Source organism: Streptomyces sp. NPDC088746, from assembly GCF_044751065.1.
In the GTDB taxonomy this organism is placed as follows: Bacteria; Actinomycetota; Actinomycetes; order Streptomycetales; family Streptomycetaceae; genus Streptomyces.
In genome coordinates this window covers 244,161-268,170 of record NZ_JBIVLA010000008.1, presented here as the reverse complement: position 1 = coordinate 268,170, position 24,010 = coordinate 244,161, and the positions used below count along the sequence as shown (strand labels likewise).

At 70.9% G+C, this 24,010-nt stretch carries 22 protein-coding genes, 1 tRNA gene and 1 pseudogene; 15 read left to right on the top strand and 9 right to left on the bottom strand.

Annotated features, from left to right (window positions below; genetic code table 11):
• Positions 1–138 precede the first annotated feature (138 nt).
• Positions 139–384: a hypothetical protein gene (locus tag ACIP63_RS30830; protein ID WP_401522159.1), complete on the top strand. Its 246-nt coding sequence runs from the start codon at positions 139–141 to the stop codon at positions 382–384.
• Positions 385–432: 48 nt separating this feature from the next.
• Here the strand turns inward: ACIP63_RS30830 and ACIP63_RS30825 are convergent, their stop codons facing one another.
• A complete protein-coding gene (locus ACIP63_RS30825; protein WP_401522156.1) occupies positions 433–1,359 on the bottom strand; it encodes an SDR family oxidoreductase in 927 nt (308 codons plus the stop codon).
• 184 nt (positions 1,360–1,543) lie between these two features.
• Entirely contained in the window at positions 1,544–1,918 is a 375-nt protein-coding gene (locus tag ACIP63_RS30820; RefSeq protein WP_401522153.1) for a MerR family transcriptional regulator, read from the bottom strand.
• 58 nt (positions 1,919–1,976) lie between these two features.
• Here ACIP63_RS30820 and ACIP63_RS30815 point away from each other — a divergent pair, with 58 nt between their 5' ends.
• The 3 genes from ACIP63_RS30815 to ACIP63_RS30805 all read left to right on the top strand — a co-directional run bounded on the left by ACIP63_RS30815 (position 1,977) and on the right by ACIP63_RS30805 (position 5,012).
• Complete coding sequence (locus ACIP63_RS30815) at positions 1,977–3,083, top strand: alkene reductase (protein WP_401522150.1); 1,107 nt, start codon at positions 1,977–1,979, stop codon at positions 3,081–3,083.
• A gap of 153 nt (positions 3,084–3,236) precedes the next feature.
• On the top strand, positions 3,237–3,710 hold the full coding sequence (locus ACIP63_RS30810; RefSeq protein WP_401522147.1) for a carboxymuconolactone decarboxylase family protein: 474 nt from the start codon (positions 3,237–3,239) through the stop codon (positions 3,708–3,710).
• A gap of 186 nt (positions 3,711–3,896) precedes the next feature.
• Positions 3,897–5,012, top strand: coding sequence for an ADP-ribosylglycohydrolase family protein (locus ACIP63_RS30805; protein ID WP_401522144.1), 1,116 nt, complete (start codon positions 3,897–3,899; stop codon positions 5,010–5,012).
• 92 nt (positions 5,013–5,104) lie between these two features.
• Here ACIP63_RS30805 and ACIP63_RS30800 read toward each other — a convergent pair whose 3' ends face one another.
• The 4 genes from ACIP63_RS30800 to ACIP63_RS30785 all read right to left on the bottom strand — a co-directional run bounded on the left by ACIP63_RS30800 (position 5,105) and on the right by ACIP63_RS30785 (position 9,527).
• Positions 5,105–6,688, bottom strand: a complete 1,584-nt coding sequence (locus ACIP63_RS30800) for a sodium:solute symporter family protein (protein WP_401522141.1) — start codon at positions 6,686–6,688, stop codon at positions 5,105–5,107.
• A 559-nt stretch (positions 6,689–7,247) separates the two neighbouring features.
• Positions 7,248–7,454 (bottom strand): DUF397 domain-containing protein, encoded by a 207-nt coding sequence (locus ACIP63_RS30795; RefSeq protein WP_356709852.1) that lies wholly within the window; start codon positions 7,452–7,454, stop codon positions 7,248–7,250.
• 247 nt (positions 7,455–7,701) lie between these two features.
• Positions 7,702–8,559, bottom strand: a complete 858-nt coding sequence (locus ACIP63_RS30790; protein ID WP_401522138.1) for a helix-turn-helix domain-containing protein — start codon at positions 8,557–8,559, stop codon at positions 7,702–7,704.
• Between the two features lie 248 nt (positions 8,560–8,807).
• The gene (locus ACIP63_RS30785) at positions 8,808–9,527 is read right to left on the bottom strand and encodes a GPP34 family phosphoprotein (protein ID WP_356709848.1); all 720 of its coding nucleotides are present in this window, start codon (positions 9,525–9,527) and stop codon (positions 8,808–8,810) included.
• Positions 9,528–9,691: 164 nt separating this feature from the next.
• On the opposite strand from ACIP63_RS30785, the gene ACIP63_RS30780 reads away from it, so the two are divergent.
• The 3 genes from ACIP63_RS30780 (at position 9,692) to ACIP63_RS30770 (ending at position 15,420) form a co-directional block, all read left to right on the top strand.
• Entirely contained in the window at positions 9,692–12,490 is a 2,799-nt protein-coding gene (locus ACIP63_RS30780) for a serine hydrolase (RefSeq protein ID WP_401522135.1), read from the top strand.
• 190 nt (positions 12,491–12,680) lie between these two features.
• Positions 12,681–14,504, top strand: coding sequence for an MFS transporter (locus ACIP63_RS30775; protein ID WP_401522133.1), 1,824 nt, complete (start codon positions 12,681–12,683; stop codon positions 14,502–14,504).
• Positions 14,505–14,601: 97 nt separating this feature from the next.
• Positions 14,602–15,420 carry an adhesin gene (locus ACIP63_RS30770; protein ID WP_401522479.1) on the top strand — a complete coding sequence of 273 codons (819 nt, stop codon included), beginning with the start codon at positions 14,602–14,604 and terminating at the stop codon, positions 15,418–15,420.
• A 5-nt stretch (positions 15,421–15,425) separates the two neighbouring features.
• Here the strand turns inward: ACIP63_RS30770 and ACIP63_RS30765 are convergent, their stop codons facing one another.
• On the bottom strand, positions 15,426–16,175 hold the full coding sequence (locus ACIP63_RS30765; protein ID WP_401522131.1) for an ATP-grasp domain-containing protein: 750 nt from the start codon (positions 16,173–16,175) through the stop codon (positions 15,426–15,428).
• 85 nt (positions 16,176–16,260) lie between these two features.
• Between ACIP63_RS30765 and ACIP63_RS30760 the strand changes: the two genes are divergently transcribed.
• The 8 genes and pseudogenes from ACIP63_RS30760 to ACIP63_RS30725 all read left to right on the top strand — a co-directional run bounded on the left by ACIP63_RS30760 (position 16,261) and on the right by ACIP63_RS30725 (position 22,791).
• Positions 16,261–17,142 carry an aminoglycoside phosphotransferase family protein gene (locus tag ACIP63_RS30760; protein WP_401522128.1) on the top strand — a complete coding sequence of 294 codons (882 nt, stop codon included), beginning with the start codon at positions 16,261–16,263 and terminating at the stop codon, positions 17,140–17,142.
• 231 nt (positions 17,143–17,373) lie between these two features.
• A complete protein-coding gene (locus ACIP63_RS30755; protein ID WP_401522125.1) occupies positions 17,374–17,532 on the top strand; it encodes a hypothetical protein in 159 nt (52 codons plus the stop codon).
• Between the two features lie 97 nt (positions 17,533–17,629).
• On the top strand, positions 17,630–18,541 hold the full coding sequence (locus ACIP63_RS30750) for a hypothetical protein (RefSeq protein WP_401522123.1): 912 nt from the start codon (positions 17,630–17,632) through the stop codon (positions 18,539–18,541).
• Complete coding sequence (locus ACIP63_RS30745; protein ID WP_401522121.1) at positions 18,538–19,299, top strand: hypothetical protein; 762 nt, start codon at positions 18,538–18,540, stop codon at positions 19,297–19,299. Before ACIP63_RS30750 ends, ACIP63_RS30745 begins: the two co-directional genes overlap by 4 nt.
• 367 nt (positions 19,300–19,666) lie before the next feature.
• Positions 19,667–21,964, top strand: a complete 2,298-nt coding sequence (locus ACIP63_RS30740; RefSeq protein ID WP_401522119.1) for a rhamnogalacturonan lyase — start codon at positions 19,667–19,669, stop codon at positions 21,962–21,964.
• 58 nt (positions 21,965–22,022) lie between these two features.
• Positions 22,023–22,157: a hypothetical protein gene (locus ACIP63_RS30735; RefSeq protein ID WP_401522116.1), complete on the top strand. Its 135-nt coding sequence runs from the start codon at positions 22,023–22,025 to the stop codon at positions 22,155–22,157.
• Positions 22,158–22,215: 58 nt separating this feature from the next.
• A pseudogene (locus ACIP63_RS30730) lies at positions 22,216–22,323 on the top strand (SDR family oxidoreductase); the annotation flags it as partial.
• Between the two features lie 30 nt (positions 22,324–22,353).
• Positions 22,354–22,791: an NUDIX domain-containing protein gene (locus tag ACIP63_RS30725; protein WP_401522113.1), complete on the top strand. Its 438-nt coding sequence runs from the start codon at positions 22,354–22,356 to the stop codon at positions 22,789–22,791.
• A gap of 555 nt (positions 22,792–23,346) precedes the next feature.
• Here the strand turns inward: ACIP63_RS30725 and ACIP63_RS30720 are convergent.
• Positions 23,347–23,419: transfer RNA gene (locus tag ACIP63_RS30720), tRNA-Arg, on the bottom strand.
• A gap of 159 nt (positions 23,420–23,578) precedes the next feature.
• A complete protein-coding gene (locus tag ACIP63_RS30715) occupies positions 23,579–24,004 on the bottom strand; it encodes a winged helix-turn-helix transcriptional regulator (RefSeq protein WP_401522111.1) in 426 nt (141 codons plus the stop codon).
• Between the last annotated feature and the right edge of the window lie 6 nt (positions 24,005–24,010).

The window sequence follows — 24,010 nt, the reverse complement described above, 5'->3', positions numbered from 1 at the left end:
TCACGTGGGTGAGCCGACTCCTTCGGGCGGGTCTGGGCGAGCGCGCGGACATATGCTCCCGGCAAGAACCACCCCGGCGCTCGGGGCACCGCGCAAGGCCTGGGCAACCGCCCGGCCGCACAACAGTGGAGGAATCTGGTGGCCGTGGACCTCTCTTTCTACAAGTCCTTCATGGCAGAGGAAATCCGGGACGAGGGCCGGGACGAGGGCCGGACGGAAGGCATTGCGCAGGGCATCCTGCTCTTCCTTGCGCAAGCGGGCGTCGACGTATCGGACGAGGCGCGTGAACGGATCACCACCTGCGGCGATCTCGACACCCTGAACCGCTGGCTTCTGCGGGCCCCCACCGCCCGGTCGGTCGAGGACGTCTTTGCCGAGGAGTAGGCGGCTCGGCTCCTCAGCCGAAGCGACCAAGGCCCCCCGGCCTGGCCGTCAGCGATACCCCGACGCGTCGGCCGGCTTCCCGGCGTCGGCGACCTCGACGAGATAGCGCCAGGCGTCGGGGCGGGAACCGTCGAGGTCGGTGAAGCCGTACTCCTGGGCGAGTTGCCCACTGGACAGTGACTGGCCGTTCCGGCGGGCCAGGGCGGCGTCCCCGGCCAGAGCGGCGACCGCGCGGCCGACGTACGCCGGGCTTTCCGAGATACAGAAGTGCGGCACCTCGGTCAGCGCGTCGCGCCAGTTCTCCTCGGCCACACCGAAGGCGTCGAGCATCATCTCCGAGCGGAGCCAGCCCGGGGTGAGCGCCACCGCCGTCCCGCCGTGCGGCTCCAGCTCGTGGGCGAGGACGAACGCCATGCGGAGCACGCTGTTCTTGACCAGGTCGTAGAAGTAGGAGTTGCGGTAGTTCGCTCCGTTGTACGCGGCTGTCCCGTCGGTCATCTCGACGACGAGCCCGCCCGGCCGCCGCACCAGCAGGGGAAGCGTGAAGTGGCTGGTGATCGCATGGGTCTCCACGCCCAGCCGGAGCAGCCGCAGCCCGTCGTCGAGGTCGTGCTCCCACACCGGCTTGTCGAACGCGAACAGCCGCTCGCCGCCCCAGACGTCGTTGACGAGCACGTCGAGACGCCCCTGCTCGGCATCGATGCGCTCGGCCAGCGCACGGACCTGCTCGGGCACCAGGTGGTCGGTGGGCACCGCGATGCCCGTACCGCCCGCGGCGGTGACGAGCTCCGCGGTCTCCTCGATCGTCTCGGCTCTGCCGTACTCCGAGCGCCGTTCCCGAGTGGTGCGGCCGGTGACGTAGACGGTCGCGCCCGCCGCGCCGAGCTGGACCGCGATGCCACGGCCGGCGCCCCGGGTGGCGCCTGCGACCAGGGCGATCTTTCCGTGGAGTGCGGGTGTCGATGTGTCGGGCATGAATCTCCTCGAGTCCTGGCAGGCGGCACGGCCCGGTCCATGAAGTCGTCGCCGACGACCGGTGAAACCATGCTCGGCGCCATACCCGACATCCTGTGTCCCCTTTATTCGGCGGGCTCGCGGCTCGGTCCGTCCGCCGACGAGCCGATGATGACGCCGGGGGGATGAAGGAGGCGTGCTCGGCTCAGCGTCCGCTCGGCGTCTCGCCCGCCGCCGTGGCGATCACGTCGTCCAGCACCTCCCGGGAGCGCCGCAGCTCGTCGATCTTCCGGTCGATGCGGTCGCGCTCCACGGAGAGGTCGCTGACCAGGCGCGGGGTGGCGATCTCGGAGGGGCCGCCGTCCGTGTCCCGTACGCAGGGCAGGAGCTCGGCGATCTTCGAGCTGCACAGCCCGGCGGCGTAGAACTCCTGGATGCGGATCACACGGTCGACCGCGCCCTCGGCGTAGTCACGGTGGCCTCCGGGGGTGCGGTCGGCCGTCAGGAGGTTCTGGGTCTCGTAGTAGCGCAGGGAGCGTTCGCTCACTCCCGTACGCGCCGCCAGCTCGCCGATCCGCATGGTTTCCTCGCCTCCGGGGCTTGAACCTCACACCGGTGTCAATTCTTACCGTTCCGGCATGACGAACGCAGCCACTTCCCCCGCGAAGCTCTTCGAGACCGTCGAACTCGGCCCCCTCACCCTTCCCCACCGCCTCGTGATGGCTCCGCTGACCCGGAACCGTGCCACCGCCGACGGTGTGCCGACCCCGCTCATGGCCACGTACTACGCGCAGCGCGCCTCGGCGGGGCTGATCATCGCGGAGGCGTCCACACCGAACGCCGTGGGGCAGACGTACCCGAACATCACCGCGATCCACAGCCCGGCCCACGTCGCCGGGTGGCGGCGGGTCACCGACGCGGTCCGTGCGGAGGGCGGGCGGATGTTCCTCCAGATCCAGCACGGCGGGCGCGCCGGCCATCCGGACACCAGCGGACTGACGCCGGTAGCCCCCTCGCCGATCGCGCTGCCGGAGACGATCCACACCCCGGCCGGGCGCGTGCCCTCGGTCGTACCCCGCGAGATGACCACCGAGGACATCGCCTCCACCGTCGCCGACTTCGCCTCGGCGGCCCGCAACGCCGTCGAGGCGGGCTTCGAGGGCGTCGAGGTGCACAGCGCCAACGGCCACCTCCTCCACCAGTTCCTGGGCCAGGGAACCAACCGGCGGACCGATGCCTACGGCGGCTCCGTGGACCACCGCATCCGCTTCGTCGTGGAGGTGGCCGAGGCCGTGGCGGCGGCGATCGGACCCGAGCGGACCGGCCTGCGCGTGTCGCCGTGGAGCACGGTCAACGGCATGGAGGAGGGCGATACCGAGGAGATCTACCCGGCGCTCCTCGCGGCCCTGGCGGGAACCGGCCTGGCCTATCTCCACGTGGGGTACGCCGACCCGGAGGACCCCGTCTTTCAGCGGATCCGGAAGGACTGGCAGGGCACGCTGATCGCCAACCCCGTCCTGCCGAAGGACCGCATCCCGGAGGACGGCGGCATCGCCCACGCCGAGCGGCTGCTGGCCGCCGGAGCGGACGTGATCGCGCTGGGGCGGCCCTTCCTCGCCAACCCGGACCTGATCCGCCGGTTGCGCACGGGGGCGCCGGTGAACCAGGTCCGGGACGCGTACCTGATGTACGTGGGCGGGGAGACGGGCTACACGGACTATCCGACGCTGGACGCCGTGGGCTGAGCCGCGTAGGCGACGAACAGGGAATCCGTCGGTCACTTCGAGACAGTCGTCGTCGCCGCCGGGAGACGCGGGTCACATGGGGCCATGTCACATCCTGCCGGGGCCGGTCCGTCGAGGGAGTGTAAGAAATCGGCAGAAGCTCAGGAGCTGATCATGAACGCTCGTCTCGACCTCTTCGGCAACAAGGCCGCCGCCACCTTCCTGCGGCACATCAACTCGGCAGGGAAGGTGGTCACCGACCTGGGGCTGCCCGCCGCGACCCAGGAGCTGGTCAAGATCCGGGCCAGCCAGATCAACGGGTGCGGCTTCTGCACCGACATGCACACCAAGGAGGCCACGGAGGCGGGGGAGACGGCGCTCCGGCTCAACCTGATCGCGGTGTGGCGCGAGGCCACCGTCTTCACCGATGCCGAGCGAGCCGCCCTGGAGCTGGCGGAGCAGGGGACCCGGATCGCGGACGCGGCCGGCGGGGTGCCGGACGACGTGTGGGCGAACGCCGCCGAGTACTACGACGAGGACCAGCTCGTCGCCCTGGTCGCCCTGATCGCCGTGATCAACGCGTACAACCGGCTGAACGTCATCGTGCAGCAGCCCGCGGGCGACTACCGGCCCGGCATGTTCGGCTGACCTCACCACCCGCGGCCGGGGCGCTCTCCCGGCCGCGGGGGCACGGGCCGGAAACCATGAGGAATGCCGCGCGGAAGCGCTCTCGCGTACCAGTCCGTACATTCCGTTCAGCCCCTGAACCGCTCCTTCCTGTTCGATTACAGTGCTTGCGCGGTCGCAGGCGGCAGGCCGGACGGAAGGGGCACGGTGAGCACAGGGACATCAGCTGTCTGGGGCCGTGCCCAGCAGCAGGACTTCCGCGGCCGGGTACGGGGATCCTTGCTCGGCGGGGCGATCGGGGACGCGCTCGGGGCGGGTGTCTCGGGGCTCACCCTGGAGGCGATTCGCGCCGCCCACGGTGTGGACGGGGTGGCCGACTTCGTCCCCGCGCACGGGAGGCGCGGCGCCGTCACCGCCGTCACGCAGCTCACCCTCTTCACCGTCGACGGGCTCATCCGCGCCCAGGTCCGCCGCGACACCGGCGCCTGGCATCCGCCGACCGACGTGCACCGCGCCCATCTGCGGTGGGCGGCCACCCAGAACGCCTGGGGGCCCGACGAACGCCGCAAGGACAACGGCTGGCTGGCCAGGGAGGAGTGGCTGTACACCCGCCGCGCCCCGACCCGTGAGTGCCTCGTCGGCTTCGGTGACACCACGATGGGCACCCTCGCCGTGCCCAAGAACCCCGCGGCACGGGACTCGGCCGCGCTCACCCGCTCCGCACCCTTCGGCCTGCTCGTCGGCTGGGAGCCCCAGCTCGTCCTCCAGCTGGCCGTCGAGTGCGCCGCCCAGACCCACGGCCACGCCACCGCCCAGCTCGCCGCCGGTGCCCTCGCCGTCATGGTGCACGGGCTGGCCCGCGGCGAGAGCCTGGACGGCTCGGTCCAGCACGCGCTCGCCCTGCTCGCCGAGCGTCCGGGCAGCGAGCAGGTCACCGAGGCGCTCCGGCAGGCCCTCGGCTCCGTACGCCAGGGGATACCCGGGCCTGCCCTCATCGAGGCGCTGGGCGACACCGACTCCGCGGAGGAGGTCCTCGCCGTGGCGCTGTACTGCGCGCTGGTGGGCGAGGACGTACGCCACGGGCTGCGGCTCGCCGTGAACCACTCCGGACCGTCCGCGGCGACGGGGGCCGTCTGCGGGGCCCTTCTCGGGGCGCTGCACGGGGAGACGGCGCTGCCGCCTGCCTGGCTGGCGGAGCTGGAGGGGCGCTCGACGCTTCTCGAACTCTCGGACGACTTCGCGATGGAGATGACCCAGGGGCCCGCCCTGCACAGCCCGACCGCGGTGGCCCCGGGCTGGCTGGCCCGCTACCCGCGGGACTGAGCGGGGGTTCCCCCGGAGGCCCGGGACGACGGAAGTGGGCGGGCGCCGCCGCGCCCGCCCACCGTTCAGGTGCCCCCCCGCGTGAGAGGCGGTCAGTCCTTCACGCCCTCCGGGACCCCCGTGCTCTCCGGGCCGGGCTTCTGCGCCGGTACGGCCGCCGCGGCGGCGGTGCCGCGGGGGCCACCGCCCTCCGTGTTGATCGTCTCGATGAGGGCGTCGCGCTCCGGGGTGTCCTCGGGCTTGACGAACCCGATGACGATGTAGAGCACGAGGGATATCGCCAGCGGCAGAGCCACCTGGTACTGCAGGGCGACGTCCGTCTTCACCGAACCGTCGAGGTTGTAGTTGGTGAAGAAGAAGGCGAGCAGCCCGGCCGCCCAGCTGGTGAGCGCCGCCGTCGGGCCGGACCGGCGGAACCTGCGCAGCATGCCCAGCATGAACGGGATGGCGATCGGGCCCATCAGCCCTGCCACCCACTTGATGACGACCGAGATGATGTCCTTGAACGTCGGCGAGTTGATCTGCGTCGCCAGCGCCATGGACAGGCCGAGGAAGGCGAGTGTGGACAGCCGCGCGGCCATGAGCCCGCTGCGGTTGCTCCAGGTGCGGGCCGCCTTGGAGAAGACCGGCGCGATGTCCCGGGTGAAGACCGCCGAGATGGCGTTGGCGTCGGAGGAGCACATGGCCATCGTGTGGGAGAAGAAACCGACGACGACCAGACCCAGGAGCCCGTGCGGCAGCAGCTGCTCGGTCATCAGGGCGTAACTGTCCGAGGCGTCCGGCTTCTTGGCCTCGACGAGCAGCGGTGCCACCCACATCGGGAAGAAGAGCACGACCGGCCAGACCAGCCACAGGGCGGCGGACAGGTAGGCCGAACGGGTCGCGGAGCGTGCGGAGTCCGTGGCCATGTAGCGCTGGGCCTGGTTCCACATGCCGCCGTTGTACTCGAAGGTCTTGATGAAGAGGTACGCCAGCAGGAAGGTCACCGTGTACGGGCCGGCCGTCGGCTCCGTGTGGCCCTCGGGCAGCTTGTCCCAGACCGTCCACAGCGAACTGAAGCCGCCGAGCTTGCTCATGACGATCACCAGCATGGCTACCCCGGCGAAGAGCTGGATGATGAACTGCCCGAGCTCGGTGAGCGCGTCGGCCCACAGCCCGCCGACCGTGCAGTAGACGGCCGTGATGATGCCGGTGATGAAGATGCCCTGGGTGAGGGTGATGCCGGTGAAGACGGAGAGCAGGGTGGCGATGGCGGCCCACTTGGCACCGACGTCCACGATCTTCAGCAGGAGTCCGGACCAGGCCAGGGCCTGCTGGGTCGGGACGTTGTAGCGGTCCTTGAGGTATTCGAGCGGCGAGGCCACGTGCAACCGCGACCGCAGCCTGTTGAGCCGGGGTGCGAAGAGCTTGGCGCCGATGCCGATACCGATCGCGATCGGCAGTGACCAGGTCACGAAGGACGTGACGCCGTACTGGTACGCGATCCCCGCGTAGCCGGTGAACATCACCGCGCTGTAGCCGGACATGTGGTGCGAGATGCCCGACAGCCACCACGGCATCTTGCCGCCGGCCGTGAAGAAGTCGCTGACGTTGTCCACGCGCTTGTGCGACCAGAGTCCGATCGCGACCATCACACCGAAGTAGCCGATGAGCACGGCCCAGTCGAGACTGTTCATGTGCCCCCTCCAGGGGTCCGCCTTGTGAACGGGAACGCACTTCGTCAGTACGGCCGTTCAGCGGGGCCCCGTGCGGGAACGGGGACTTCGGGGATTGAACCGCCTGTCCGGGTCCTCGGTCAAGGTTTTCTCGGTCAGGGATGTGAACGCGGATCAGTAAGGCGAACGATTTTACTCGTTCTTGACCTATCGAAGCGTTGTCGTGAACGTGACCACGGCCACACGATAAGCGGGCACTTCGTCAGGCTGTGCAGAGATCGACGCAAGGCAGGAACGCCCGAGAACGCAGAACGACCGCACGGGATGCGGGTCCCGTGCGGCCGGAGAAAGGGGAAAGCTGTATGTGACGCTTGCGCACCGATGGCACGGAGCGTGCTGTCGGTGCCGAATGCTGACGTGATGATGTGTGCGGTACGTCCATCGACGGCGCCGGTTCCGATGGCGGGTCGAGCCCCCTCGGCCAGGACGGCGGGCCAGTCGAGAGGGCTCCTGGCGGTCGTGTTCGGTGACCGGCCATGGTGCGGCGCGTGAGGACCGGCGTACCGGTCGGACGTACCGGTCAGGCGTTGATCGAACCCGACGCGACGTCGCGCACGAAGGTGTTCCACGCTCCCGACACGAAGGAGAGCGAGGGGCCTTCGGGGGCCTTCGAGTCGCGCACGGCGATGGCCTGCGTGACGGGCGACTTCACTTCGACGCACGCGCCGTTGCCGCCGGAGTACGTCGACTTCGTCCAGTTATCCGTAGCGCCCTGAAGAATGGCCATGTTCACTCCGGTTCAGAGAGTTGATGTGAGTGGCACCAACTTCGTTCCTGTTGGCGTGATCGACGCTACTCGCCAACATCGCGTGGTGGTGGGGCCGTTCACTCGACCGGATGGCATATTCCATGCGGGTCTTCCGCTGCGAGGTGGTGGCGGTGTATCGTCCCGCCCCCACCTCGCTTACATCGCAGCATTTCCCGCACAAACGGTCTTGTCGGGCAGGCCTGTTCCGGCGGGTACCCGGAGGCTCTCAGCGGGTGTATTCCTTGGCGATGTCGCCGATGAACTGGCGGGTCTGGTCCACGTTCAGCGCCTGCGCCCTCAGGTGCTCGTACATGACGCTGTAGCGCTGTACGTCGTTCGCCTTCTCCAGGTAGAGGTCGCTGGTCACGCCCTCGATGTACACGACGCTGGAGTCCGCGGCGTCGGGGAACTCCAGGATGGCGTACTGCCCGTTGATGCCGGGGTGCGCCCCCATGTCGAAGGGCAGCACCTGCACGGTCACATGGGGCAGTTGGGACTGCTCGATGAGGTGCTCCAGCTGTTCGATCATGACCTGCTTGCCGCCGACCAGCCGGCGCAGGGCGGACTCGTCGATGACCGCCCACAGGCGAAGGGGGTGCTCAGGGGCGTTGACGCGGTCCTGGCGGCGGGCCCGGACGTTCACCCGCTTCTCGATGTCGGACGGCGGCGCCTCGGGCAGGGCGCCGTTGATCAGGGCCTCCGCATAACCCCGGGTCTGCAACAGTCCGGGGACCACCTGGGGTTCGTACACCCGGAGGGACTCGGCGTCGGTCTCCAGCCCGATGTACACGCTGTACGGGATGTCGCCGAAGGCGTGCCACCAGCCCTGCTGGCGGGAGTCCTTGGCCATCTGCATCAGCGAGTCGACGATGCGGTGGTCCTCGACCTCGTAGACCCCGCAGAGATCGCGTACGTCGCGCTGGCTGATCGAGCGGCGGCCGTTCTCCAGCCGGCTGATCTTCGACTGCGAGACCAGCAGGCGCTCCGCCACCTCCTCGGCCGTCATGCCCTTGATCTCGCGGAGGCGGCGCAGTTCCTGGCCCAGCCGGCGTCGCCTGACAGTGGGATTGACGTTGGTCGGCACGGGAACGGCACCTCCGGCTATGCAGCTGATGTAGCTGTGCGTATCTGCTTGCTCAGCAGATTGCCACCCGGGGCCCCGGCCGCGCTGGGAAATGGCCACACGCAATCAGCGCAGGCAAGAGCGCGGGGCAGCCGGTGGATCCGGCTGCCCCGCGCCTGGTGCGGCTCCCGAACCGGGTCATGGGGACGTCGGTGCGGCGATATGGCGGTATTCGGTACTCCGCGCCAAGTGTCCGCGCGGTCGTGCTGTCAGTGGACGGAGGTGTGCGCCATGCTGCCGCGACGCGCTTGTGCTTGCGGCTGCAACGGCACGCCTGCCGTCTGCTGATTACGGCGTGGCTGGACGGCCACGCCGTTCTGGACGTCCATCACGGCGTGCGCCACGAGACCGCCCATCGGGTCGTGTCTGATCAGGTCCCGGAGCCGGGAGCGCGATGAGCGCCCCTCGTTCCCGGGGTACAGGTGCTTGCCGAGTCCGACCGCGTGGGCCAGTGCGGCGAGCGCCGCGGTCCGCGGGTCCGGCGGTACGCCGGTGCGGATCGCGTTGTCCAGCCGGGCTCGGATGTCCCGGCTGATTGCCGTGTCCGTCGCCTGGTAGCGAGTCGTCGGCAGCACTCCGCACATCTGGCCCGCCACGGCATGAACCATGCCGCACCGCTCCAGATGAGCGAGGTAGATCTGGCGAAGTCCCAGCCGGGGCCCGCCGATCCAGTGGACCGCCCGAACCGGACTGCCACGACGGCGCAGCAGTTCCAGTGCGGAGTCCAGAGTCGGATCTCCTGTCGGCCGTGGCATCACCACGGCGATACGATCCCCGTCAGGGGCTATCCGTCCTGCCAGAGCCAGCTCCACTAGCTGTGCCCCGGCCAGGCCGAGGTCGAGCGACTGCGGCTGCGCTGTGGTACCCGTGGTCGGGTCCAGAGCGAGCAGCAGAAGCTCCTCCGGAATTGTTCTGCGGCTCCTGCCCATCCATGCCTCCCCGCGTGGATGAATGACAGGGTGACCCCTCTCACATTGGTCTGTCGAGGGTGCCTGGGTGCTTTGTGAGGGAACCGTTAGGTATGTCGTTCTCGTCTAGCGGCTCGGTCAAGGGTTCACACAGGACACTGGTAGATGGTTCGGACAGTGCGGGCATGTCCCCGCGGCTCATCAAGGAGGTATCGGTGGCGGGCGAGTCCCCCGGCAAGTCGGAGCAGCGGAAGTCGTCGGGGTCGGCGGAGGAACGCGATCCGCGTCTCGCCGTGTTCCGTGAACCGGGCGCTGCGGCGGACAGGAGTACGGCGGACGGGGCGACAGGCACCGCGAAGGACAGCGAGACGGCTGTCTTCCGCCTGCCGCACCCCGCGGAGGCCGACGCCTCCGGGGGCGCCTCCGGCGCCTCGGAGGGCGCAGAGGGCCCTGAGAGGGCCTCCACGCCCCGTGAGGCGGCCGGGGAGGCCGAGAAGGCGGAGGACGCGGCAGGGGAGGCCACGGCGGTGCCTGAGGCGCCCTCGGCGGTTTCCTCCGAGGGGGCGAAGCCGGACTCCGGCACCGAGGCCGAAGCAGAGGTCGAGGCTGATTCCGGCCGTTCCGGCGCCGAGGCGGACTCCGGCTCCGAGGCCGGGTCCGATTCAGGCTCCGAGCGCGAGGAGGCCGTCGACGCCGACGGCGCAGAGTCGGATGGCGAGTCCGAGGCCGGCTCCGAGGCCGGATCGACGCCCACCGACGCCCGGCTGCGTGCCGCCGTCGCGGCATGGGTGGCGACCGGGCCCGACGAGGAAGCCGCAGGTCGCAGCGGTGCGGCCGAAGGTGCCGACAAGCCGTCCGAGGACGACGGCAAGGTGTCCGCGAGCGGCGGTGGGGATCCGGCCGGCACCGAGGAGATGAAGACGGAGAGCGCCGACGACGAAATGTCGTCGGACGCCGACGTGACCCCGGCCGGCGACGACGACTCGTCGGCGGACGAGGACGCCGGGACACCGGCCGCTCCCGCCGCCGGGACCCGGGCCGGCGAGGACGCCGAAGCCCCGGCCGGCAGCGATGCCAAGGCCCCGGCCGGCAGCGACACCAAGGGCTCCGACGACGCCGAGGAGCCCACGGACGCCGAGGAGCCCACGGACGCCGAGGAGCCCACGGACGCCGAGGAGCCCACGGACGCCGAGAAGCTCACGGACACCGAGGAGCCCACGGACGCCGAGGCATCCGACGCGGCCACCGGGTCCGCGGACGCCGAGGCCGACGCACCGGCCACCCGCGCCTCCGGCGACGCCCCCCGGGTCCCGAAGACCCGCGAGGAGGCCTCCCCTGCCCAGGAGGCGGACCCCGCGCGCGACGGGCGAGGAATCGATCATCCGACGGCCGTCTTCAAGGCGCCGCGGGCCGAGCAGATCGACCACCCGACGACCGCGCTGAAGCTCCCGCCGAAGGAGAAGGCGGCCGCGCGTAAGCCCGCCTCCTGGGCCGCCAAGGACTCCGGAGCCCCCGGGGCGCCCGAGGCCCCCGCCGAGCGGACCAGCAAGTTCGTCCCGCTGCGCTCGGACGACGTACGCCCCGCGCCCGTGGTCGGTCCCACGGTCACCCCGGACGTCGCGGCCGGACCCGGCACCCCCGCGAGCCCCGGGGCGGGTTTCGCCGAGGCCGAGCGGACCAGGCAGCAGCCCATGCCGCCCAGGCCGCCGCTCGACCTGCTCGCCGAGCTGACGAACACTCCGCCGCCCCCGGAGACCCCCGTCCGCACCGCGGTCCGGCGGGTGAAGATCTGGACGCCGCTCCTCCTGCTCGTCCTGGTCATCTTTGCGATCGCGCAGGCGATGCGTCCGCTGCCCGACCCCACGCTGACCCTCTCCGCCTCACCCACGTACGCCTTCGGCGGCGAGAAGCTGGACATGCCGTGGCCGGAGGACGGACAGGGTGCCGTGGAGGTCGAGGGTGTCGGCACCATCGGCACGTACGGCAAGGAGAAGTCCGCGCCGATCGCGAGCGTCGCGAAGATCATGACGGCCTACGTGATCCTCCAGGGCCACCCGATCACCGGCAAGCAGGCGGGCGACCAGATCGTGGTCGACGCGAAGGCCGGCGACGAGGCGAACAGGCCTGACGAGTCGACGGCGCCCATCAAGGAGGGCCAGAAGTACACGGAGCGTCAGATGCTCCAGCTTCTGATGATCCCGTCCGGCAACAACGTGGCGCGGCTCCTGGCCCGCTGGGACGCCGACACCGAGAAGGCGTTCGTCGAGAAGATGAACGCGGCGGCCGAGGACCTCGGGATGACGAACTCGGTGTACACGGACCCCAGCGGTCTCGAGGCCACCACCCGGTCCACCCCCGCGGACCAGCTCAAGCTGGCCAAGGCGGTCATGCAGAACGACGTCTTCCGCGAGATCGTGAACATGCCGCAGGCCGAGATCCCGGGCATCGGCAAGATGATCTACAACAACAACAACATCCTGCTGGAGCCCGGCGTCAGCGGCATCAAGACCGGTTCGTCGACCCCCGCCGGCGGCAACCTCATCTGGACGGCCGACACGGTCATCGACGGCAAGACCCGGCGGATCATCGGCGCGGTGATGGGTGCCGACGTCGACGGGACCCTGGACGCCAAGCTGCAGCGCGCCCTGCAGAGCAGCCTGGCGCTGATCCGGACCGCCCAGGAGGGCGTCGACTCCGCCACCGTCGTCAAGAAGGGCCAGGTCGTCGGTTACGTCGACAACGGCTTCGGCGGGCAGACGCCGGTGGTCGCGACCAAGGACCTCAAGGCCGTCGGCTGGGGCGGGCTCGAGGTGGATCTCAAGCTGACCGACGGCGGCGAGGTGCCCGCCCACACGGCGAAGGCGGGCACCGTCGTCGGCGAGGTGACGGTCGGTACCGGGACGGGCAAGGTCTCCGCCCCGGTCGCCCTCCAGAGCGAGATGACGGAACCGGGCTTCGGCGACAAGCTCACCCGCATCACCTGACGGCCGCCCCCCTGTCCCCGCCCCCGCGGGGACAGGGGCGTGTCCCCCATAGGGCAGCGCGGCGAAAATGCCGCGTGCTAGCGTCCCAAAGGCAACGGTCGGGCGTCGGGACGCGTCCTTCCGAGTACGGATGAGGCCGTGCGGTACATGGACGGTTCGGCAGGCCCGGGCGAGGACGGGGAGAGTCGCAGTGACCACCGCTGAGCCGACACGGGCCGAGACCGGCCCGCCCGCCGGGAGCAGCCCGGTCCGGATCCCGGCCCAGTCCACCGGTGGCGGCGACGGTCCCGACAGCTCGATACGGAGCCGTCTCCTGCGCCACCCGGTCCTGCTGACCACCGCGGTCGCCGCGGCCGTGCACCTCCTCTGGTTCTTCTTCTTCGCGAACAGCGGCGGTGACATCGCCGCCCAGGACGCCTGGTCCGAGTTCGTCGGCCGCCACCCCGGTACGGCGTACAACCTCGCCTGGTACGGGGGCATGCACCCGGTCTCGTACAGCGTGGTGTCGCCCTACCTGATGTCGGTGCTCGGCGTCCGGTCGACGATGATGATCGCCGGCACGGTGTCCTCGGCGCTCACCGCCCTGATCCTGGTGCGGGTCCCCGCGGTCCGTAACCCGGTCGCGTGCGCGCTCGCCGGGGTCTTCGCGTACCTGTGCAACGCCCTGTCCGGCCGGGTGACGTTCGGGCTCGGCATGATGTTCGCGCTCGGTGCCGTCGCCGCCGTCTTCTGCTGGCCCCACCGCTGGCGCTACAAGCGGTGGGCGAAGGCCGGGATCGCCGCGCCGCTGGCCGGGCTCGCCACGGCGGGCAGCCCCGTCGCCGGGCTCTTCCTCGGTGTCGTCGCCGCGGCGCTCTTCCTGAACAAACGGCGCCCCGGGGCGTACGCGCTGGGTCTGGCCCCCGTCGCGGTGGTGGTCCTGTCCTCGTGGCTGTTCCCGTTCTCGGGCACCCAGCCGATGGCCCTGGGCACCCTGTCACTGCCGTTCCTGTACTCGGTCTTCGTCTTCTTCCTGGTCCCCCGCGACTGGCGCACCGTGCGGACGGCCGCCGCGGTCTACGGCGCCGGGACGCTGCTGACCTATGTGGTCGACTCGCAGATCGGCTCGAACGTCTCGCGCATGGCGATGCTGTTCGCCGGTGTCGTCCTGCTCGCCGCGCTCCCGTACACGGCTCCGCGCACCCGGCGCTGGTACGCGCTGCTCCTCGTCTTCGCGGGGCTGAACTTCTGGATCGGTTTCAAGGGTGTCGACGACATCGTGCGTACCGCCCCCGACGCGTCCTGGAACCGTTCGCTGGCCCCGCTGGTCAACCAGCTCCAGAGGGTGGGGGCGGAGCGGGGCAGGGTCGAGGTCGTACCCCCCAGCAGCCACCGTGAGGCCTCGGCGCTCGTGCCGTACGTGAATCTGGCGCGCGGCTGGAACCGGCAGGCCGACATGAAGCGCAACCCGCTCTTCTACGACGACACCCTCAACTCCATGAACTACCGCGAGTGGCTGGACCGCTGGGCCGTGCACTACGTGGTGCTGCCCACCGGGAAGCCGGACTCGGGGGCCGAGCAGGAGACCGCGCTCGTCGAGAAGGGACTGCCGTATCTGAAGGCGGTCTGGAGCGACGCCAACTGGAAGGTGTTCCGGGTCCTGGACCCGGTGCCGCTCGCCGATCCGCCCGCGACGGTGGAGCGGGCCGGTGACGACAGGCTGACGATCCGCGTGCGGTCGGCGGGCCGGGTCCTGATCCGGATCCCGTACTCCCGGTGGCTGGCCGTCGTCGACGAGGACGGCAAGGGAGTGGAGCGGCCGCAGGAGACGGAGGCGTCCAAGAAGCGTTCGGAGGAGGACGGGAACGCTCCGAAGGAGTTCACCAACGATCACGGCTGTCTGATCAAGGTGGAGGAGGACGCGGACGGCGACGAGTGGACCGAGCTGCTCGCACCGCGCCCGGGGGTCTACCGCCTGGCGGGGCCGTACCAGTTCCAGCCGGGTACGCCCTGTCCCGAGGAACTGCGCCAATAAGTGCGGGAACTCTCCCTCCGGGCTCGCCGCACTGGCATGGTGTGCTGCCATGAGGTGCCAACATTGCGGCGGTGAACACATCGGTCCGCTGCCGGGCATGGTCTGCCCCCGGTGCGGTTCCGTGGAGCGCTCGCCTCGCGGCAGCGGTTCCTGGATCGCCGAGGAGACGCTGGCGGGCCGGTTCTCCACGCTGCCCCGGCGGCGGAAGGCGCTGCTCGTGGCGGGAGTCGTCGTGGCCGCGGGCAGTCTGGCGACCGCCGTGTCGCTGATCGCCACGGGTGCCGGAGGCGCGCGCCCGGAGGCGGCCGGCCGGGCCGGCGCCGTGCCCGTACCGATCGGCGGCGGGGCCCCGACCCGGATCGGGCCCGGGGACGGCGTACCGGAGCCCTCTGCCGGCCCGGGCCGCTACCGCTACACGGAGTGGGCCGGGCCCGGCTGCACCACGGGCGGCTACGCGGAGCGCGGGCGCTTCGAGAACGGCGACGCGGGCTGGTACACCGTCGACTCGGGCGGCTTCGCGGACGGTCCGTGCGACGGCCGGTTCAGCGCCGTCCCGATGTCGGGGAGCCCGGGCCAGGACCGGGGGAGCAGCGCCGTCTGGACCTGGCACCTCGGTGACGGCTTCCGTGAGTGCGCCCTGACGGTCTTCGTGCCGAGCAGCGTCCGCGACCGGGACGTGGCGGGCGATCCGACCGTCTACCGGGTCCTGTCCGACCCGGACGACACCGACTCGGCCTATACGGGCTTCGCCGTGCACCAGCCGGAGCACCGGGGGACCGCCGTCGACGTACGGAGCTACCCGGTCAAGGGGGACACCTTCGCGGTGCAGATGGTCGACCGGGGCCGGGACTGGGGTGACGCGGAGCTGGTGGGCGCGCACCACGCGGCGGCCCAGCTGAAGGCCTCCTGCCGCTGACGAGTTCACCGGACGAACGGGCCGTCCCGTTCCGCCAGGTGTGCGGCAGGGCCGGCGGCCCGGAGCACCACCTCCAGTGCGCGGTCCGGGTCGGAGGCGTAACAGCCGCTGGCCCAGGCGGCGTTGGCCTCGATGACCGCCCAGTGGCCTCCGTCGGTGACTCCGACGTCGACGACGATCGCGGACGGCAGGGTGTGCCCCACCGCGGCGAGCAGTTCCGTGCCGAACGCGTGGGCCGCGGCGGACAGCGGCGCCGGGTGCAGCCGCCCCGAGACGGCGTAGCGGCTGCCGGTGTGAACCTGCCCGTCGAGCAGATACAGCCGGTACTCCGCGTCGAACGCGACGACATCGCTCACCAGCACCACCGTCTCCGGAGCGACCGCGTCCGGCCCCGGCAGCCGGGATCCGTCCGCGTAGACCAGCGCCGGGATGCCCTTGTCGTTCGGCGACTTGACGAAGACCGGGCGGCGCAGCCCGTACGCCTCGCGGATGGGCACGGCCCGGATCTCGCGCCGGACGAAGTCGGCGGGCAGCCGGGCCAGCCAGTCGGCGGGGGCCTCGAGCGGGGCGACACCCAGGGCGGGGGCCACGGCGTCGGCGAAGGAGGGGCCGGCGTGCAGATACGCGCTCCCGCCGCGCAGCCCCACGGGGACCTCGTGGTCCGGCAGCCGCACGGTGTGCAGTCCCCGCCGCCGGGCGCTGTCGCGGAGGGTCCGGGCCGAGGCGGTGAGACGGGGCGGGAGTACGAGGGTCATGGGCAGGGATCCTGCCGCAGCGGGGGAGGCGCGGCCCACCGGATTTCGCTCGACAGCCCCACCCGGTTCGGCTTGCATGGGCCGGATGCACGCCGATGAGACCAAGACCGACACAGCGCTCGTACGGCGCCTGCTCGCCGGGCAGTTCCCCGCGTGGGCGGATCTCCCCGTCGAGAGGGTCGGCTCCCACGGGACGGTCAACGCCATCTACCGGCTGGGCACCGATATGGCCGTACGGCTGCCCCGTATCGAGGGCGGCTCGAAGGACGTGGCGACGGAGAGCCGCTGGCTGCCCCGCCTCGCCCCGCACCTCCCCTTCGCCGTCCCCACACCCCTGGCCGAGGGTGTGCCCGCCGAGGGCTACCCCTGGTCCTGGTCGGTCTGCCGCTGGCTCGACGGCACCAACCCGGCCCCCGGTGCGGGCGGTGCCGAACTGGCCGCCGACATCGCGGAGTTCGTCCTCGCGCTGCGCGGTGTGGACCCCGCCGGGGCCCCGCCGGCCTACCGCAGCGAACCGCTGGCCTCACGGGGCACGGCCACCCGGGCCGCTCTGGACGCGCTGCACGGCGTCATCGACACCGGGGCGGCGGCCGCCGCGTGGTCGGAAGCCCTGCGGGCCCCCGCACCGCAGGGCCCGGCCGTATGGGTCCACGGGGACCTCCAGCCGGGCAACGTCCTGGTCTCGGGCGGCCGGCTGAGCGCGGTCATCGACTTCGGCTGCATGGGCCTGGCCGACCCCGCGGTCGACCTGATCCCCGGCTGGTATTTGCTGCGGGCCGGGGCGAGGCGGATCTTCCGTACGCGGGTGGGGGTGGACGCGGAGACGTGGGCACGGGGGAGGGGCTGGGCCCTGTCGATCGCGCTCATGGAGCTCTCGTACTACCGGACGTCGAACCCGGTGATGGCGGGGACGGCCCGGCGGGTGATCGGCGAGATCCTGGAGGAGACGAGGCGGGCGCCCTTGTGACGCCGGGCGCGATGCCCGCATGGCGTGCGAAGCGCCGATGCAGGGGGCTTGACGGAATCGCACGGTCGTGGCGACCGCTGCGGGCCGGCGGTCGTCGAGGAGCCTCGAGCTCCTCGCAGCTCGCACGCCACGGACATCGAGGCAACGACGGCTGACCCGAAGGGACGAGGCGCCGCCGAGAGGAGGCACGACGAGGCCTTCAGTGCTGTCGCCCATCTGACACCTGAGGAGGTGAGCCGGGTCGCGGACGTGATCCGACAGGCGCTCGTGCGCTGCCGGGCCCGCGAACAGCGCCCCCTGGCCCGGCCGGACGGTGCTCGACCGGTGGCCCTCGGCACCCGGCTGTTCCCCCTGTTTCCCCACACGGCGGACGACGCGGACCAGGCCTGAAAGCCGCATCCGGCGCACCGGACTCTTCGTGCCGTGCCCGCCCCGGCCGGGGCGCCGAGCTGGTGCGTGCACAGGCCCACCGTGCTGTACTGACGACGTGGAGCGAAAGCACGCACTGGCAGCGGTCACCCACCTGAGGCGGCCCGGCGGGGCGGCCTCGGACAGTGAGAACGACCGGCGGGCCGAGCGGGTGCGCACCCGGGTCCGGCTCATGATCGAGATCACGGCGAAGGCCGGGGTCTACCGCAAGGGGCTGGTCGAGGCAGCTCGCCGCCTCAGCCCGGAGGAAGCGGTGGTCCTCTCGGATCTCGAGCGCCACGGACTGCAGGTGCCCCAGTTGCACGACGTGCTGTGCGGCGGACATGTGCTGGTGGACGAACCGCAGCTGTACGAGGAATGGCGGTTCGCCGAGGTGAGTCACGAGCGGCTGTCCAGCCACCACCGTGACATCGACAAGGCGCTCTACCCGGACATCGGGATGCGCGGGGCCGTGGTGCGGGAGAAGCTGCACGGGCGCACCGCCCAGGGAACCTGGGTGCAGTTGGAGAAGACACCGGCCGCTTTCGGCGGGCGGAGGCTCCCCAGCGTGAGCGACCTCCGCCACCTCATGGATTATGTGGTCTACCGGATCACACGCAGCAACGTCGGGCCCTGGGGACTGTCGCGGATGACGGAACGGCGGCCGCTCTACCTGTCGCCGTCCCTCGCCGTGGCGACGTCCCTGACGCCCCCGGTCGCGCGGGTGCTGACCCAGGCGCTGCGCCGGATCGAGGAGGGGGACGACGCCTCCGCTGTCTCCACCGACCTGGCGGTCCGGTTCCCGCCCCCGGACCGGGAGGACCTGGCCGGCGAGCTGGGACAGTCGCTGTCCGGCAGGGCGGGCCGTGGGCTGTTCGGCAATTCCGAGGTCTGGGTGACCGAGACCCTCTCGCGCAGCGCCGCCGCGGTGCTCCGTGAGAGTCGCGTACCGCCCGCGGTGCCGCTGTTGCAGCCGGGAGGGCCGTCATGAGCGACGACGGTCAGCGCGAGGTTCCCGCCGCGGAACCGTCGGACGCGGGTGCGGCCTCCGCCCCGTCGGGGCTGGTGTCGGCGGTGGTGAACCTGGTCGGTACAGGACCGGTGCTGCTCGGGGCGTACACCGTCGCGGAGCTCACCGCCGTGGACGCGATCGTGGACTTCCTGGAGGCCAGGCCGTCGGACGAGGTGATCGCCGAGGCCGTCCGCTCGCTGGCGGCCCGGCAGCTGCTGCTGGCGGGTGACACGGGCGAGCAGGTCCAGGTGCAGGGAGACCTGGGCATCGCCGTGGCGTTCCAGCAGAGGGCCCGCAAGGTGCTCGACGCCCGTACGACCGGGTCGGGTCCGGGTGAGCCGTGGCGCATCCTGTTGCTGCCCCAACCCGAGCGGATCTGCCTCATGGTGCGCATCGACGCGCTCGGCGTCCATCAGCTGGGTCTGTACAAGCTCAAGGAAGCCCTGGACACGCTCACCGAGTGGCTGCCGCGAGGCTCGTCGGCGGGCCCCGGTGAGGCGGTGGACGCCGAGGCGGTGCTCGCCGTCTCGGAGCGCTCCGCGCTGATCACCGTCACCGACTACACGGCGCAGGGATCGACCGAGACCGCGGGCAGCAGCAGGGACCTGGTGCTGGCCCGCAGTGGCGGACGGCTGCATGCCCTTGTCCGGAGCCCCGGCGACCGGGAGAAGCTGGTGCCGGACCCCGAGGGGGGCAAGGACAACGTCCGTGACCGCCTGGTCGGTCTGCTCAGGTGAACGGCTGATGGGCGGTGGGGGGTTCGGGCGCGCGGCCGCGTCTGCCGGCCGTTCACCCTCCCCGGTCACCTCGCTGCCGGGAGACCTACGGGGGCCCATGCGCGAGCCGCTGACGAGCGTCGCGAGCACGGTCGCGGCGAGGCCGGTGTCTCCCTGCGGCGGCCGGCTCTCCACGGAGTGAAGCCGGATCGGGGGACGACGCCGCCACCGCGCAGTGGCCCGGTGTTCGCGTTCCGGGTCGCGGTGGACGACTCCCGATCGCGGTGCGAAGCCTTGACGGCTGCCCGGCCCCCTCGTACTGTCGCGCCTGGCCAGGATTGAAACGACTCAATGAAACGAATCACCCCCCGGCGTAAGAGGGTTGTCGATGAAGGTACGGAGATGGGCCGTAGCGCTCCTGGCGGGGGTGCTGGCCGTCGGCACGGGAGTGGACGCGCAGGCGGCCCGGTCCGGCCACGCCGGGCAGGGAGCGGGAGACGCACAGCTGGAGCGGCTGGACCGGGGACTGGTCGCCGTCTCCAGCGCGGAGGGAGTGTTCCTGAGCTGGCGCCTCCTCGGCTCGGAGGTCACCGGGCACACCGACACCGGCCTGGCCGGCGCCGACTTCCGGGTCTACCGTGACGGCAGGCCGATAGCCACCGTCACCGACAGCACCAACTACCTCGACCGGCAAGGCGCTTCCGACGCCGAGTACCGCGTCGCCGCCATCGTCGACGGCCGGGAGGCCCGGCGCGGCGATCCCGTCTCACCGTGGGCCGACGGGTTCTACGACCTGCCGCTGCGCAAGCCCGCCGGCGGCGTCACACCCGCGGGCGAGGCCTACACCTACTCCGCCAACGACATGAGCGTCGGCGATGTGGACGGCGACGGCCGGTACGAGTACGTCGTCAAGTGGGACCCGTCCAACTCCAAGGACGTCTCCCAGGCCGGGTACACCGGCCGTACCTACATCGACACCTACCGCCTCGACGGCACGCTGCTGAACCGTATCGACCTGGGACCCAACATCAGGGCGGGCGCCCATTACACCCAGTTCCTGGTCTACGACTTCGACGGCGACGGCCGCTCGGAGATGATGTTCAAGACCGCCCCCGGCACCAGGAGCATCCGCTACCGCGCGGACGGAAGCGTCGCATCCGAGCGGTACATCACCATGCCCCGCGCCGACGTCAGGGCCGGGTACGCGCACACCGACGACTATCGCCTGAGCGCGGCCGACTACCGCGACCACCTGGTCGGGATGTTCCGCGACTGGCAGCAGCACCCCGAGGTCGCCGCCGGTGACTGGCCCGCCACCCTGGAGTCGGCGTTCGGTATCGAGGACCGTTACGCCTATCCGCTCTCCCGGGCGGACGCCGAGGCGCTGGCGGACCACTTCATCGACGTCTACGCGCCCAGCCGCAGCACCAGGAACAACCTGCGCGCCTTCGAGGGGTTCATCCTCGACGGGCCCGAGTACCTGACCGTCTTCGACGGCGCCACGGGCCGCGAGCTGGACACCGTCCGCTACGAGCCCGGCCGGCACGACGACGGGCTGATGTGGGGTGACTACGCCATGAGCCGGATCGAGCCGGGCAACCGGGTCGACCGCTTCCTGTCCGGAGTCGCCTACCTCGACGGCCGGCACCCCTCCGCGGTGTTCGCCCGCGGCTACTACACCCGCACCACCCTGGCCGCCTACCGGTGGGACGGCCGAAGCCTGCGCAAGGACTGGGACGTGGACAGCGGCTTCACCCCGATGTCCAACCCGTTCAACGACTCCCCGCACGGCGTCGACGGCACCGATCCGGAGTTCGGCACCCTCACCACCCAGGGCTTCCACTCCCTCAGCGCGGCCGACGTGGACGGCGACGGCCGCCAGGAGATCGTCTACGGCTCGGCCACCATCGACGACGACGGCACCCTGCTCTACAGCTCCTCCGGCACCATGCCGCCCCAGAGCCCGGCCCCCGGCCGGGACGCGCGGCTCGGCCACGGCGACGCCATGCACGTGACCGACATCGACCCCGACCACCCCGGCATGGAGATCTACACCGTGCACGAGGGCGGCACCTCGGCACCCTACGGTTATGCGCTGCGCGACGCCGCGACGGGCGAGGTGCTGTACGGCGCGTACAGCGGCCGGGACACCGGGCGCGGCATGGTCGGCGATGTGGACCCGAGTCACCCGGGCCTCGAGACCTGGGCCTCGATGCCGGGCGGCTCGGACGGCTCCGGGCTGTGGACCGCGGCCGGCGAACCGGTCGGAACGGCCACCCCGGGCACCAACATGAGCATCAGGTGGGCGGGCGACCTGACCACCCAGCTGGTGGACGGCTCGGGCGATGCCACGCCCACGGTGAACGACTGGCGGCGCGGCACCCGGCTGACCGCCACGGACACCAGGACCGGCAACGGCACCAAGGGCAACCCCTCGCTGGTGGCCGACGTCCTCGGCGACTGGCGCGAGGAAATGCTGGTGCGCACGGCGGACAGCTCGGCGATCCGGATGTATCTCAGCACCGAGCTCACCGGGCACAAGATGTACACCCTCATGCACGACGCCCAGTACCGCGCCGAGGTGGCGCGGCAGCAGACCGCGTACAACCAACCGGCGTACCCGGGCTTCTACCTGGCCTCGGACACCGACTGGTCCGAGGTCCCGCTGCCGGGCCGCCGCCGCTGAACCCTCGCTCCCGGTCTTCGTCGCCAACGGCCTCGGCATCGCGCTGCTTCCCGAACTGGTGATCCCGCCGAGCGAAGGCATCGCGATCGTCTCTCTGCACGAGGGCATCACCTGGGAGTTCAACGTCGTGACGCGGACCTCGGCCGGCGAAGCCACCGCGGCTCTGCTCGGACGGCTGCTCGCGGCCTACTGAGCCGTGTCCCCGGCGCTTTCATCGCCCGTCAGATGTCGCTGACTGTGTTCCCCGCCGGGGGCGGCCCGAAGATGTGGCGGCGCTCGTGGCGTTCCTCGCCGGGCCCTCCGCATCGTTCATCACGGGGCAATCAGTCCACGTCGACGGCGGCTGGCTGATGCACTGAGACCGTCAACGAGCAAGGAGACAGAGCCGAATGATCGAACGAGTCCGAGCCGTCCTCGTCACCGAGCACGACACGATGCTGGTCATCCGCCGTACCAAGCCCGGAGTTCCCGTGTACTGGGTGCTTCCCGGTGGAGGAGTCGAAGCCGAAGACGAGTCCCGTGAGGCCGCCCTCTATCGGGAGATCCACGAGGAGATCGCAGGGAAGGCCGACATCGTCCGCCTCCTGCACACGATGGAGTCCGACGACGAGCGCCAGCTCTTCTACCTCACCCGCATCGCGACCTGGTCCTTCGCCGACCGCACCGGGCCCGAGTTCAGCGCAGAGGGCCGGGGCGAGTACGCACTGGAGGAGGTCCCGCTGACCGTGGAGGGGATCGACGGCATCGATCTCAAGCCCGAGGAGATCGCCCACGTTCTCCGAGGTGCCCTCGGTGACGGATCCCTCTCAGGTCTCGCCACGGCCTGACAGACGAACGTGAGAATGCCGGCGGGGCCGGCGCCCGGGCGTTGGCCCCGTCGGGGCGGGCCTGGGGGAGCCGGAAGGGTCTTCACCCGTGAGAACGGAGAACTGCCCCGCTCACCACCACACCGCCGTTCATCGGCTGTATGAGGAGAAACCTCTTCCGCCCATCCGGCTTCGCTGACGCTCGAACGTTCCGCACGGAAGCCGTCACGCCCCCACCGTCCACACGTTGTGTATGTGGAGACGACATCACCTCGGGGCCGCTTGCCGGGCAGAGCTTCAAGACGCCGACCGGGGCGGCGCGAGCGGTGGTGGCGTACTACAAGCCCGACGTGAACCCGAACCGCAACGGCTGGTCGTTCTGGCTGCTCGATGATGGGTCCGGCGGGCTGCTGCAGACCATCCGGCACTCTGCGTAAGGCTGCCCTGGGCAACCTGTTCCAGGACTTCCTGCCATGGGTGGGGATGTGGGCGCAGTGGCACGCCTGGGGCACGGCTCCTGAAACGACGAAGGGCCAGCCCGGGAGGAAACCCCTCCCGACCTGGCCCTTCTGTCTGTGCCCCCGGCAGGATTCGAACCTGCGACACCCGCTTTAGGAGAGCGGTGCTCTATCCCCTGAGCTACGAAGGCGCGGCCCAGGAAACGGGTGTCGGGTCCCTGTGGACCCAGGTACTCGGTTCCTTTGAGCCGTGCGGTGCGAGGGCGTGGCCCTGCACCGGGATCAGTGTAGCGGGTGGGCGCGTTCCGTGATGGGGGCGTCCCGGCCCTGCCTGGGCGCCGCTCTCGCGTTCAGCGGCCGCGGCCCGAGGTCGTCTCTTCCGTCGCGTCGAACTCCTGCCGCGCCTTCTCGACACGCGGCAGGTTGTCCGCGGACCAGTCCGCGAGGTGGGCGAAGAGCGGTGCCAGGCTGCTTCCGAGGTCGGTGATCTCGTACTCCACCCTGGGGGGCACCTCCGGGTGGTACGTCCGCAGCACCAGGCCGTCGCGCTCCATCTGCCGCAGGCGCTGGGTGAGCACCTTCGGGGTGATGGTGCCGATGTTGCGCTGCAGTACGACGAAGCGCTGGCGCCCGTAAGCGTGGAGAGTCCAGAGGATCGGCGTCGTCCACCGGCTGAAGACGATGTCGAGCACCGGGGCGATGGGACATGCCTGCTCCGAGGTCACTCCCTGCGCGGGGGCGGCCCAGGCGCCCGGTCGTGCGGTGCTGGTGGTCATACGAGC